At 62.9% G+C, this 12,530-nt stretch carries 13 protein-coding genes; 12 read left to right on the plus strand and 1 reads right to left on the minus strand.

The annotated features are described in order from the left end of the window. Positions 1-76: 76 nt before the first annotated feature. Complete coding sequence (locus HH308_RS06590) at positions 77-844, minus strand: FadR/GntR family transcriptional regulator (RefSeq protein WP_211188228.1); 768 nt, start codon at positions 842-844, stop codon at positions 77-79. Between the two features lie 299 nt (positions 845-1,143). Between HH308_RS06590 and HH308_RS06595 the strand changes: the two genes are divergently transcribed. The 12 genes from HH308_RS06595 to HH308_RS06650 all read left to right on the plus strand — a co-directional run bounded on the left by HH308_RS06595 (position 1,144) and on the right by HH308_RS06650 (position 12,499). Then, positions 1,144-2,340: a cytochrome P450 gene (locus HH308_RS06595; protein ID WP_170193384.1), complete on the plus strand. Its 1,197-nt coding sequence runs from the start codon at positions 1,144-1,146 to the stop codon at positions 2,338-2,340. Positions 2,341-2,484: 144 nt separating this feature from the next. Then, positions 2,485-2,679: a ferredoxin gene (locus tag HH308_RS06600; protein WP_170193385.1), complete on the plus strand. Its 195-nt coding sequence runs from the start codon at positions 2,485-2,487 to the stop codon at positions 2,677-2,679. Between the two features lie 7 nt (positions 2,680-2,686). Then, a complete protein-coding gene (locus tag HH308_RS30370; protein WP_312870438.1) occupies positions 2,687-3,949 on the plus strand; it encodes an NAD(P)/FAD-dependent oxidoreductase in 1,263 nt (420 codons plus the stop codon). Next, positions 3,936-5,312 (plus strand): glutamine synthetase family protein, encoded by a 1,377-nt coding sequence (locus HH308_RS06610; RefSeq protein ID WP_170193387.1) that lies wholly within the window; start codon positions 3,936-3,938, stop codon positions 5,310-5,312. Before HH308_RS30370 ends, HH308_RS06610 begins: the two co-directional genes overlap by 14 nt. After that, on the plus strand, positions 5,312-6,013 hold the full coding sequence (locus tag HH308_RS06615) for a substrate-binding periplasmic protein (RefSeq protein ID WP_170193388.1): 702 nt from the start codon (positions 5,312-5,314) through the stop codon (positions 6,011-6,013). Before HH308_RS06610 ends, HH308_RS06615 begins: the two co-directional genes overlap by 1 nt. Positions 6,014-6,039: 26 nt before the next feature. Continuing rightward, the gene (locus tag HH308_RS06620) at positions 6,040-6,726 is read left to right on the plus strand and encodes a gamma-glutamyl-gamma-aminobutyrate hydrolase family protein (RefSeq protein WP_170193389.1); all 687 of its coding nucleotides are present in this window, start codon (positions 6,040-6,042) and stop codon (positions 6,724-6,726) included. Continuing rightward, on the plus strand, positions 6,723-6,911 hold the full coding sequence (locus HH308_RS06625) for a hypothetical protein (protein ID WP_170193390.1): 189 nt from the start codon (positions 6,723-6,725) through the stop codon (positions 6,909-6,911). Before HH308_RS06620 ends, HH308_RS06625 begins: the two co-directional genes overlap by 4 nt. After that, positions 6,908-8,206, plus strand: a complete 1,299-nt coding sequence (locus HH308_RS06630; protein ID WP_170193391.1) for an aminotransferase family protein — start codon at positions 6,908-6,910, stop codon at positions 8,204-8,206. The genes HH308_RS06625 and HH308_RS06630 overlap by 4 nt, the downstream gene beginning before the upstream one ends. Before the next feature lie 383 nt (positions 8,207-8,589). Then, the gene (locus HH308_RS06635) at positions 8,590-9,783 is read left to right on the plus strand and encodes a winged helix DNA-binding domain-containing protein (RefSeq protein WP_170193392.1); all 1,194 of its coding nucleotides are present in this window, start codon (positions 8,590-8,592) and stop codon (positions 9,781-9,783) included. A 71-nt stretch (positions 9,784-9,854) separates the two neighbouring features. Continuing rightward, the gene (locus tag HH308_RS06640; protein ID WP_170193393.1) at positions 9,855-10,592 is read left to right on the plus strand and encodes a response regulator transcription factor; all 738 of its coding nucleotides are present in this window, start codon (positions 9,855-9,857) and stop codon (positions 10,590-10,592) included. Positions 10,593-10,600: 8 nt separating this feature from the next. Beyond that, positions 10,601-12,043 carry a HAMP domain-containing sensor histidine kinase gene (locus HH308_RS06645; protein ID WP_312870422.1) on the plus strand — a complete coding sequence of 481 codons (1,443 nt, stop codon included), beginning with the start codon at positions 10,601-10,603 and terminating at the stop codon, positions 12,041-12,043. Positions 12,044-12,073: 30 nt separating this feature from the next. Beyond that, positions 12,074-12,499, plus strand: a complete 426-nt coding sequence (locus HH308_RS06650) for an HIT family protein (protein ID WP_170193394.1) — start codon at positions 12,074-12,076, stop codon at positions 12,497-12,499. The last annotated feature ends 31 nt before the right edge of the window (positions 12,500-12,530 follow it).

Below are 12,530 nucleotides of genomic sequence, written 5' to 3' on the forward strand. Positions count from 1 at the left end.
TTCGGTGGCGCATTGGTCGAGCGAACGTAGGGTCCGGCACATTATCGGTACTCCCGGAGGTGCGGCCATCGGAGGTTCAGGTGTCGGCGATGGCCATGTGGGTGGTCAGAACAGTTCGGATACACGAAAGAGCATGATTCTCGGCCTCCACCCGGGCATGGGTGGAGTCGCCCGCTCCAACGGACACTGTGATCGCTTCCAGTCGATCGGCTACCTCCTTGTGATCGGGCGAGTGGCCAGGTAGCCAGATCATGGGACCGAGCTCGGCCTGCAGCCTGACTTCGCTGTGCGTGAGCCGGACTGACTGAGACTCGACAGCGAGCTCTATGTGAAATCGTGCTTCTGCGCGGCGGCGTTGCGCAGGTGTCGCAGCCACTCGCAGCGCCGCGACAAGCCGCCGGAGTCGGTCGGTCGCGGTAGGCGCTGCGCGCTCCGCGGCCAACCGAGCCACGGCGGCAAAGATCGCCGTCTGCTCATCACCGAGATCTCGCAGTTCGGTCGCGTTCATCCCACTCAGGCGATCGAAATGAAGCGAGTGCATCGCGGCGTCGTTGGTGCGCACGAAACTGCCGCCCCCGCGGCCCCGCCTGGTGTCCACGACGCCTTGTTCGCGAAGTAGCCGCAAGGCTTCGCGGATGGTTCCGTTGGCGACTCCGAACTGGTCGGCCAGGTCGAGCTCGCTTGGAAGTTGATCTCCGTCGTGGAGCAGTCCGAGCATGACGGCCTCATCGATTCTGCGCACGATGGCCTCGGCACGCCCACCGCCGAGCGGAGGGAACGCCGCAATGAGTGCGTCAGAAGCGTCGATGGACAGCGACTCTACCTCTCTGGCATGGGGCGTCACATGATGAACATCAACTCTACATGTTAGCTCGCCCAGTTGGGCATCAAGTCCGGCGGTTCCAAGGTGTGTGGTGCTATTAAAACCACAATAATAGATGGTTTAAGTGGTGCCGGTCACCGTGTTGACAGCTTCATCTGACGGTGATTCTGGGTCTCGGGGGTCATTGGCTGCAGGTGGTATGAACTGTGTGGATGCCGGGAGGACAGGCCCGGAGGGGTGTGCTCTGCGTGCGATTGGCCCAGACGAAGCCTTGACAGTTTTAAAACTCAAAACTAGAGTTTAAACAGAAGGGAGAATCAATGAGCAACAGCACTCTCAAAGCGTCGTATCTGAACGTCGCCGACCCGACCTTCTCACTGTCTTCCGAGGAGGTTCGAGCGGCTCGCGAGCGAAGTTGGTTTGCCTACACGAACTACGGCTTGGCGATTCTGCGTTATGACGAAGTCAATCGACTACTCAAGGACCGTCGGCTCGTTCAGGGCAGCGCTCAGTGGCCTGTGCGAAACGGAATCGAGGGCGGATCATTCGCCCATTGGTGGGCGAAGACCGTTCTGAACCTCGAAGGCGAAGATCACCATCGAATCCGGCGCCTGCTCAACCCGGCGTTCGCGCCGCGCCTGCTTGCCGGATTGAAGCCGCAGTTCGAATCGCTCACGAACGAACTCGCCGATGGCTTCATCGGCAGGGGGGAATGTGAGTTCATGGCGGAATTCGCGATGCCCTACGCCGCGCGAGTACTCGCCGTAATTCTTGGCGTTTCCCAGAGTGAGTGGAAGAAGATGGCCAACTGGTCGGGAGACATCGGTCTGGCGTTGGGTGTTCGGATAGGGGAACATATCGAGAGAGTGGACTCCGCGGTCGATGCCCTGTATGGCTTCGCCGACGACCTCATCACCAATCGATCTGCGCATCCCCGAGATGATCTTGTCACGCGTCTCGTGCTAGCGCAGCTCGACGAAGACCGACTCAGCACAGATGAGCTTCGCAACCTCGTCGTACTGCTGATTTTCGGAGGAATGGAAACAACTCGCAACCAGCTGGGACTTGCCCTTTACACATTCGCTCAGCACCTCGACCAGTGGCGGGCGCTCGCTATGCAGCCGGAACTCGGGGCAAATGCAGTCGAAGAAGTGATGCGAGTCAACCCAGTCACTACCTGGGTCACCCGTGAGGCCGCAGCGGATTTCGAATTCCAGGGATTGACTATCCGCAGTGGGACAACCGTTCACATGTTCTGCGAGTCGGCCGGCACCGACCCGCGTGTGATGGCCGAACCAGACTTCGACATCACAACCAAGAAGCCGAGCCACTTTGCATTCGGCGGTGGGATGCATCACTGCCTGGGACATTTCGTCGCACGAAACGACATGAGCATCGCTCTGCCGATCCTCGCCCGTCGTATGCCCGAGATACGCATCGCAGGATCCGTTGATGCGCTACCGGAGTCCGGAAACACCGGATTCGAAACCCTCCCGGTGGCCTTCGACCACAACTAGGGCGTGTCTCCCAATTCCGTTTGCGGTCCCCGGCGGGCCGATGACCGCCTGGCCGCGCTAGACCGGCGATGCTTGGCCGAAGAATTGGGAGACACTCTAGTCGCTCTTCCGCTCATTCTATGGACGTCCGCGAAGGAAGAATACATGGACATTTCAGTTGATCGTGATCTTTGTGACAATCATGGGCAGTGCGCAATCGCAGCTCCTGACCTGTTTCGGATGACGGAGTACGGACTCGAATATGAGGCCCACGCAGACGAGATTCGTCGCGCTGACGCTGACGACGCTGCCGATGTCTGCCCAGTTCAGGCCATCGTGATCGGCGCCCGCAGTGCGTGACCCAGTCGTGGTCGTCGGCGGGTCATTGGCCGGTCTGCGCTGCGTCGAACAACTACGTCTACACGGCTGGACAGGCTCGATCACAGTAATCGGCGAGGAACCGTACGCGCCTTACAACCGCCCTCCGCTATCCAAAGATGCCCTAACTCGATGGAGCAGTAACAGCCCCGGGCGATGGGCGGAAATCGTGGCCCTGCGAACACGCGCTGGCGTCACGGACGTGAGTTGGCGTCTGGGAGTCAGCGCGACTCGCGTAGACGTCGAGCATCAACTGGTGCACCTCGACGATGGTGACCCGATCAAGTTCTGTGGGCTGGTCGTCGCGACGGGGGTTCGTCCGAGGCGAATTTCTTTGCCTGGGCCGACAACAGGCCGTCACGTGCTACGCACTCTCGACGATGCACGAGCCTTGGCGCCACGACTATTCGACGGTCAGCGAGTGGTGGTACTCGGGGCGGGATTCGTAGGTTGTGAAGTCGCCGCAACCGCGGCCGCCATAGGTTGTCGGGTCACGCTCGTCGAACCGGGGCCCGCGCCTCTGGCGCGCGTGCTTGGTTGTGAAATAGGAGCGGCGGTGGGCAATTATCAGCAGTCTAAAGGAGTTCGGATACGCTGCGGGCGTACAGCAGTCGCGATGGTGCCGGCCCGTTCTGGAGGCCGGGTTGCCGCAGTCGCGCTAGACGATGGCACAGAGGTTCCGGCTGATGTCGTTATCGAGGCAGTAGGTTCGGTTCCCAACGTTGAGTGGTTGGACAACATAGGCATTGACATCACCGACGGTATCCTATGTGATCGCAATCTTCGCGCTGGCGGGCGACCGAACATCGTGGCCGCCGGCGATATCGCGCGAGTAGCCAATCCGCGCTTTGATGACATTCCCCGGCGCATTGAACACTGGTGTATGCCCGCTGCCACCGCCCGACAAGCCGCTGCGTCTCTAGCGAGCCACTTGACGCGCAATAGCCTTGCTCCCGCATCGTTCGCGCCACTGCCGACGTTCTGGAGTGATCAATTCGAGCTGCGATTACAGAGTTTCGGACAACCGTTTCTCGGCGACGCGGCGCATCTGGTCGACGGCACTCTCGACCGGCTGCAAGACGGCGCAATCGTGCACTACACCCGCGCGGAAAGACTCGTTGGAGTAGTGATGACCAACATCCCGGCAAACCAGCAAAGAGTTCATCGTGGGCTGGTCGACAGCGCGTGCCCCGCCCCAGAACCCGACCTCGCAACTTCCCAACACTCAGGAGCACCAATTGACCAGCCTTGATCAACATCGAGACCGCAATGCCGACGGCACGTGGCAAAACGCGATCAGGGACCGCATCAGCCAGTCGGGCGTCGAGTTCATCTACTACCAAGCCGTGACCCTGACCGGACGAATTGTCGCGAAAGTGGTTCCGGCAAAACAACTCTCGCGCAACATCGAACAAGGAATCAACCTTCACCGAGGGGCGATCGCCGATCTTCAAACCGACCGCCACGGAACACTCATCGGCGGCGGTGTCAGTGCCCCAGAGTTCACTGCCATGCCCGACCTGGATACGTTCGACGTTCTGCCGTGGGACCCGAGCGTCGCTCGCATGCTGTGTACTTTGTACGAGCCCGCACACATGCCGGTAGTCGGTGGACAACCACTGGCCTCGGATTGCCGCGGGCTCCTTCACCGGGCACACGAAGCGTTCCAAGCCAGCACCGGGCTTGAGTTGCGCACCGGATGCGAGCCCGAGATGTCGTGGTCAGGGCCTGGCCTCGAGGTCTCCCATCGACCAGACGCAAGTCCAGCGTACGCACAGGAAAACCTTGAACGGATGCGGCCCATTTACCAGAGGCTCATCCGATACGCCACCGAGCTCAACTTCGACATGATCGAAGGAGACTACGAAGACCCCGGACAGCTGGAACTGAACTGGATGTTCGATCGGGCTGAGCGGACCGCCGATCGGTTGACCACCTATCGAATGATCTGTCGGCAAGTCGCGCGTGAGTTCGGTGTCACCGCCAGTTTCATGCCGAAGCCAACGACCGGGGCGATGGGCAATGGCTGCCACCACAATCTCAGCCTATGGCGGGGCAACGTCAACATGCTTGCTGAACCAGGCCGTCGTGACTTGCATCTCACAGACATCGGCCGTCACGCACTCGGCGGTCTACTCACTCATGCGTCGGCGGCAATGGCTGTTATGGGACCGACCGTAAACAGTTACAAGCGATTCTGGGACAGCGGACAATTCGCGCCATCCATCATCAATTGGGGCATGGATAACAAGACCTGCACGGTCCGGCTGTCGGCGATCGGCCGTCTCGAATTCAAATTGCCCGACGCAGCGGTCAACCCGTATCTCTCGCACACCTTGCTTCTTGCAAGCGTCGCAGACGGGTTGGCGAATGAAGTGGACCCCGGCGAGCCTCAGATCGGCAGCAGTTACGAGGAGGAAACCGAGAACTTCGCGTCATTGCCACTCACTCTAGGTGAGTCCATCACCGCCTTCTGCGACAACAAGGTACTGCGTAACGCACTGCCGTCCGAACTGGTCACCACCTACATCGCGCTGAAGCGCGATGAATGGGCCCGGTATTGCGGTGCAGTTACCGATTGGGAGCGCGACCTCTACTCGGAGGTGCTCAGCTGATGTCGGAAACTATCCGATTGGCGTGCGTCGACGCGTATGCGCCACCTCTTTTCAGCCTCGCCGATTCCCACGGTAAACGGCAGGGCTACGAACCAGCAGCCGCGGAACTGGTCGCAACAGAAATAGGCGCCACAGTCGAATGGGTGGTCATGCCCTTTGGAGAGATGATTCCCGCGGTGCGTGCAGGCCGAGCAGACGCCGTGTGGTGCGGCCAGGCGATTACGCCCGAACGTGCACGACTGATCGCCTTTACCCGGCCGTATGCCGTCTTCGACGAATCCGCGCTGGTCGCGCGCGGCAGTGGAATCACCAGCATCGATGACTTGCGTGGCCGACGCGTGGCGGCCATCGCTGGCAGTGCGAATCTCGCACTGGTTCGCACCTTCGCCGACGCTAACCCGATTCCATTCGATGCGGGCGCCGCCGACGTGTTCGGCGACATGATCGATGCGTTGCGTCGCCATGAAGTCGATGCAGTTGTCGACGACGACGTCGCATTCGCGTCTTTTGCCGACGATCCCCATCTCGAGATCGGTTTCACCGTGCGCACACGAAACCGATGGGCTGCAGCGGTCTCGAAGGACCGACCTGAACTCCTCACGCGGATCGACGACGCGCTGGGGCGGGTCATCGCCGACGGTCGACTCGAAAAGGTCTGGAACGAGTCAATCGCCTTCCTCGAATTTCCGGGGCTAGCGTGACGCGGTCTCTGGTGGCTGTTGCCGGGATGCCCAAAACCACCATTCCAGGCTTGCGTTTTTCAGGAGTGGCCGCCGCCGAAGCAGTACTTGCAGCAGTGCGTCGCGCTGGGGGTGAACCCGTGATATTGCCGCCCAGTGGCAAAGCGTGGTCACACGATCGACTGCGGGCTGCTTTCGCCGCGGTGATCCTCCCCGGCGGTGACGATATCGACCCGAATCGTTACGGGGCCGAGCCCGAGGATGCGACGGCACAATACAACCGGCACCACGATCACGCCGACCTCTCGCTAGCCAGATCTGTTGTCGCGGCAGGCATTCCATGTCTCGCGATCTGCCGGGGCCTGCAGATACTGAATGTTGCGCTGGGCGGAACCTTGGCGCAAGACCTTGACCACTCATCCGTGCACCACCGCAACGGCCGCCACGACGTGCTCCTCACGCCGACCAGCCGGGTGGCGCAGGTGATGGGCACCGACCATCTCACTGTGTCAAGCTTTCACCACCAGAGCATCGACCGACTCGCGCCTGGATTGACGGTGACAGGCCGCGCCCCCGACGGGGTAATCGAGGCGATTGCCCACGACGGTGCTCCGATTCACGCCGTGCAATGGCACCCCGAGGACGACGCCGAGACGCACCCCGAACAGCAAGCGCTGTTCGACGCTCTTCTCTGCCTACCGACTCCAACTTCCCGATCGGAGGTGATGGCATGACCGACACCGATTTGACGACCGCTCTCGAACGCGACGTCGCACGCGCCCGATCACTCATTCAACAGTCCGATGACTTCATCAACGGGAGGTATCTGCGCGCCTCGGGCGTCACATTCGACCGAACCTCACCGCGTTATGAGCCCGACGAATGCACCGAGACCGAGACCAGCTGGATCAAGCTATGACCGGACAACCACGCGCCGTCGGCGCCGACGCACTGTGGCACCCATTTGCGCCGATGCAAAGAGTGCGCCACCGTAAACTCACGATAAGCCGTGCAGATGATGTGTGGGTGTGGGATTCGACCGGACGTAAATACCTCGACGCCACCGCTGGCCTCTGGTATTGCAACGTCGGCCACGGCCGCCACGAAATCATCGACGCGGTGACAAATCAACTCCGCAAACTCGACTGCTATCAAATCTTCAATGACATCGCTAACGAACCTGCACTCGAATTGGCCCATGCAATCAGTTCCCGCGCCCCGGTGGACAACGCAAAAGTATTCTTCACCAGTGGTGGCAGTGACGCCATCGACACGGCAGCCAAGCTCGCCCGCGCGTACTTCACCGCACGGGGCCGACCGGAACGCACCGTACTGCTTCACCGCACCCACAGCTACCACGGAACACACGGGCACGGCACCGCACTGGCGGGAATACCGGCAAACCGAGTCGGTGCGCCCTTCGTAGGCGACGTCGAACAAGTCCCCAACGACGACGTCGGCGCGCTCGAGGAAGCCATTCTCGCCGCCGGACCCGACCGCGTAGCCGCGTTCTTTGCTGAGCCCGTCCTCGGTGCTGGTGGGGTTGTCGCCCCTCCAGACGGCTTTCTTCGGGCTGCCGCTGAAGTCTGCCATCGGCATGGCATTCTGTTTGTCGCAGACTCAGTAATCTGTGGTTTCGGGCGACTCGGCAACTGGTTCGGAATTGAAAGATTCGGTGTCCGGCCAGACATGATCACCTTTGCAAAAGGCGTTACCAGCGGTTATCAACCTCTGGGCGGGGTCGTGGTCGGCGACGACGTCGCGGCCCCGTTCTGGGAGGAACCTAATCATATTTTTCGGCATGGACAAACATACGCCGGACATCCCGTCGCCTGCGCGGCGGGATTGGCGAACATTGAGGTCCTCGAAAGTCGGGAGCTACTAGCGCAGTCATTGAGACTGGAGATCCAATTGGCTGAGCGATTGCGCTCGCTGGCCGATCATCCGTTGTTGGCCGAGGTGCGCGCCGGCGTCGGATTTCTCGGCGCCCTACAACTAGCCCCGGAACGACTCGCCGGCCAGCCAGAACTGGTTCGTTTGGTAGTTGATGCGATCCGTGAAGAAGGCGTCTTGGCGCGCCTGATGGGAGAAGGGATCGGTTTCTCACCCCCTCTTACTGCGACCGACGACCAACTCGACCAACTCACCGATGCCGTATGCGCCGGCCTGGATCACGTCCAGACCGCATTCTCCCACGGTAGTCACAATGTCTGAGCTGGAGCGGTTCCGTATGCTTATCGGGGCCAAGAAGCCGACGCCCGCCGTGGGGCGGACTTTCGAATCGCAAAACCCCTATACCGGGCACCCGTGGACGTCCATACCCTGACGCGAGCATCGACGATGTCGACGCGGCGGTAACCGCGGCGCGCGGCAGCCGATGGCGAGTGGAGCCAATTGAGTGGATTCGCCCGCTCGGCGCTGATATTTAGGCTCGGCTACTGGTTCCTATTCTTGCCTCTTGATGGCCTGGAAACTCGGCCCGCACCTGCCGGCGGATGCACAGTCGTCGATCATCGCCAAGGAGCTGGGGTTGTAGCTCGCGCGAGACGGCGTCGAGTCTCGCCGACTTGTCAGACCGTTCTGGCAAGATCGCGTGCATGACCCGCCCCCGGATCACCGACGATCAGCGCCGCGCTCGGCTCGTCACGCGGCAACTGCTCGACGCCGAGCATCGCGCCGACACTGTCGTCGACGCAGCCGACGCGATGGTCGTGCTGCATGCCACCACGCCGTGGACGGTGTATCTGTCGGCGTGGGCGCGTATGCACAATTTGCAGCGCGACGAGATGTCGCACGCCCTCTACGACTCGCGGTCACTGGTCAAACAGCTGTGCATGAGGCGCACCCTGTTCGTCATGTCGCGGGAGATCCTCGCCGACGCCGTGTCGGCCACCGCGGCGCGCGTCTCGGCGTCGGAGCGCACCAATATGTTGCGTGACCTGCGTCGCAGCCCCGACTTCGACGATCCCGACGGTTGGATCGACGCCGCGCGGGCAGCCGTCCTCGACGACTTGGCGGCCGGCGCCGACTACACGGCGGCGCAACTGCGCCAGCGGCTCCCGGCCCTCGACGGCTACATCCACTACAAACCGGAGAAGTCGTACGGAGGCCGGATGGCGGTGGCCCCGCGGGTGCTGTCCATGATGGGCGCGGCCGGGGAGATCGTGCGCGGACCCAACGAGGGCCAGTGGTATCAGTCGCGGCCTCGGTGGGCTGCGATGAGCCGATGGCTCGGCGAGCCGCTGCCCGTCGCAGACGCGCACACCGGGCACGTCGCGATGATTCGACGCTGGCTGGCGACCTTCGGCCCGGGCACCGAGACCGACCTCGTGTGGTGGCTCGGCTCCACCAAGACCGCGGTCCGAAAAGCGTTGGCGGACATCGACATCGTCGAAGTCGACCTCGACGACGGGACCGTCGGGTACGTCCTGGCCGACGACGCCGACGACGTCGAACAGCCCCGACCGCAGGCCGCGCTGCTTCCCGAACTCGATCCCACGACGATGGGCTATAAGCAGCGCGACTTCTACCTCGGGCCGCATGCCGGGCAGATCTTCGACAACACCGGCAACGGCGGCGCCACCGCGTGGTGGGGCGGTAGGATCGTCGGCGGCTGGTACCAGGACGACGCCGCGAACGTGCGGCTGCATTTCGTCGACGACGTTCCCGCCGCCGGTCGTCGGGCGTTGACCGAACGTGCCGACGCGCTGACCGAGTGGCTCGCGGGGACCCAGCTGCGGCCCGGATATCCACCGCCGTATTTCCGGCAGGTCACCACGGGCGCGCGGTAACGTCGTCGTTCACAGGAATCTCGCAGTTTGCTGGCAGGCTGAGAGGAAGCTGACACCACACCATGGGTCACATGACTGAAGGTTTGCCCGTGACGACCGGAAACAACATGACGCTCCCCAATCCCAAGGTGCTTGTCGTCGACGACGAAGACAACATCCGTGAGCTGCTCACCGTGTCCTTGAAGTTTCAGGGCTACGAAGTCCGCGTGGCCGACAACGGTCCCGGCGCGATCGACATCTGCCGCACCTACCGGCCCGATCTGCTCGTCCTCGACGTGATGATGCCCGGCATGGACGGCTTCGGATTGCTGCGCCGCCTGCGCGCCGACGGCATCGACGCGCCCGCCCTGTTCCTGTCGGCCAAAGACAGCGTCGAAGACAAGGTCAACGGGCTCACCATCGGGGGCGACGACTACGTCACCAAGCCGTTCAGTCTGGAAGAAGTCGTCACCCGATTGCAGGTTCTGTTGCGCCGCAGCGGTTTCGAAGCACAGGCGGAGAAGTCGGCGCGCATCACCTTCGCCGATCTCGAGCTCGACGACGAGACCCACGAGGTGTGGAAGGCGGGCCAGCTGGTCGCGCTGTCGCCGACCGAATTCACCTTGCTGCGCTACTTCATGGTCAACGCGGGCACCGTGCTGTCCAAGCCCCGCATCCTCGATCACGTCTGGAACTACGACTTCGGCGGCGAAGTGAACGTCGTCGAGTCATATGTCTCCTACCTGCGCCGCAAGATCGACACCGGCGACAAGCGACTCATTCACACGCTTCGCGGCGTCGGATACGTCATGCGTGAACCCCGCGGGTGACCAACCTCGTGACCTCATGGAACAGCCGTGTGCCGCTGCGGGTGTCGATCGTCGTCCTGACGATGTTCATGCTGGTCCTCGGCCTCGCGGTATCGGGGCTCGCGGTGACCAAGTCGATGCACGACGACTTGATGCGGCGCACCGACGACGGGTTGAACGGTGCGGTGATGACCTGGGCACGCCCCAAGGGGCCGCCGCCGGTTCACATGGTGATCCCGCTGGGGCCGCGACGTCCCCCGTCGCAGTACTACGTGCAGACCACTGACTCGGACGGGACGCGCACCAGCACCAACGACATCTCCGACTCGCCGGATCTGAGCTCGCTCACCGCCCCCACCGTCGCACCGGTCACCGTCGACTCCGCCGACGGCAACGGACCGCAGTGGCGGGTCATCAAGGTGACCAACGAGAACGGCAGCTCCATCGTCGCGATGCCGCTGACCGACGTCCAGGCGACCCTGTCCCGGCTGATGCTGCTGCAGCTCGGCGGCGGCGCGGTGGTCGTGGTGATCATCGGATTCCTCAGTTATCTGCTGGTGCGCGGCAGCCTCGCTCCACTGCGGCGGGTCGAAGAGACCGCCCACGCGATCGCCGGCGGCAACCTCAACATGCGTGTCCCGACGGCGTCGCCGAACACCGAAGTCGGCAGCCTCGCGGCCTCACTCAACACGATGCTCGGCCAGATCCAGCGCGCCTTCGCGGCGACCGCGGCGTCGGAGCAGGCGGCGCGACGTTCCGAAGAGAAGATGCGACAGTTCATCGCCGACGCCAGCCACGAACTGCGCACGCCGTTGACCTCGATCAAGGGCTTCGCCGAACTGCATTCGAAAGGACTCGCACCCGACACCGGTGACGCCATGCGCCGCATCGACGCCGAGGCCAGCCGGATGAACCTGCTGGTCTCCGACCTGCTGATGCTCGCCCGGCTCGATCAGGAACGTCCCATCGAGAAGAAGCCCGTCGACTTGTTGATGCTCGGCTCCGACGTCGTGCACAGTGCCCGCGCGGCGGCGCCGCAGCGCGACATCACCTTCGACGCGAAAGGTGTCACCACGGCGCCCATCGTCGTCGGCGATTCGCCGCGGCTCACGCAGGTACTCAGCAACCTGGTCCGCAACGCGATCGTGCATACGCCCGCCGAAGCCACCATCCGACTGGTCGTGTCGACCGATTCGACCTCGGCGCTGGTGGAGGTCGTCGACACCGGCGACGGACTCAGCGAAGACGAGCAGGCGCACGTCTTCGACCGGTTCTACCGCGGCGACGCCTCCCGGCACCGCACCGAGGCCAGCGGCGGCAGCGGCCTGGGCCTGTCCATCGTCGCGGCGCTCATCGCCGCACACGGCGGGACCGTCGGAGTGCGTTCGACGCCGGGACACGGCGCCACGTTCTGGGTGCGGCTGCCGCTGGATCAGGCGGGCATCGACCTCGACGACGAGTTCGACGAGTGACGCCGCACACGGACGATTAGGCTTGCGGGCATGGCTTCAGTTTTCAGCATGATCATCAACGGTGACCTTCCCGGCCGCTTCGTGTGGCGCGACGACACCGCCGTCGTCTTCCTGACCATCAATCCTGTTGCGCCAGGCCATGTTCTGGTGGTTCCGCGCGAGGAAGTCGATCACTGGGAGCAGATCGACGACGCGCTCTACGCACACTTGAGCACCGTGGCACGCACCGTCGGACGGGCCGTCAAAGACGCGTTCGACGCACCGCGGGTCGGGCTGCTCATCGCCGGACTCGAAGTGCCGCACCTGCACATCCACGTGTTCCCGGCGTGGACGCTGGAAACCTTCGACCTCTCCCTGGCCGACAAGGACCCCGACCCGGCCGCGCTCGACGACGCCGCAGCCAAGATCCGGGCCGCGCTCATCGCACAGGGCAGCGCGGAGTTCGTGGCGGAGTAGCCGACCCGACACCGTTCGCTCAGTGAGCGCC

Origin of the sequence: Gordonia asplenii (genome assembly GCF_012933505.1) — a bacterium.
Lineage (GTDB): Bacteria > Actinomycetota > Actinomycetes > Mycobacteriales > Mycobacteriaceae > Gordonia > Gordonia asplenii.

Bases quoted from the DNA above. Each gene is read 5' to 3' on its own strand.
- HH308_RS06630 (WP_170193391.1), top strand. From the start codon at position 6,908: ATGACCGGACAACCACGCGCCGTCGGCGCCGACGCACTGTGGCACCCA.
- HH308_RS06640 (WP_170193393.1), top strand. From the start codon at position 9,855: ATGACTGAAGGTTTGCCCGTGACGACCGGAAACAACATGACGCTCCCC.
- HH308_RS06595 (WP_170193384.1), top strand. From the start codon at position 1,144: ATGAGCAACAGCACTCTCAAAGCGTCGTATCTGAACGTCGCCGACCCG.
- HH308_RS06600 (WP_170193385.1), top strand. From the start codon at position 2,485: ATGGACATTTCAGTTGATCGTGATCTTTGTGACAATCATGGGCAGTGC.
- HH308_RS06615 (WP_170193388.1), top strand. From the start codon at position 5,312: ATGTCGGAAACTATCCGATTGGCGTGCGTCGACGCGTATGCGCCACCT.
- HH308_RS06625 (WP_170193390.1), top strand. From the start codon at position 6,723: ATGACCGACACCGATTTGACGACCGCTCTCGAACGCGACGTCGCACGC.
- HH308_RS06620 (WP_170193389.1), top strand. From the start codon at position 6,040: ATGCCCAAAACCACCATTCCAGGCTTGCGTTTTTCAGGAGTGGCCGCC.
- HH308_RS06650 (WP_170193394.1), top strand. From the start codon at position 12,074: ATGGCTTCAGTTTTCAGCATGATCATCAACGGTGACCTTCCCGGCCGC.
- HH308_RS06635 (WP_170193392.1), top strand. From the start codon at position 8,590: ATGACCCGCCCCCGGATCACCGACGATCAGCGCCGCGCTCGGCTCGTC.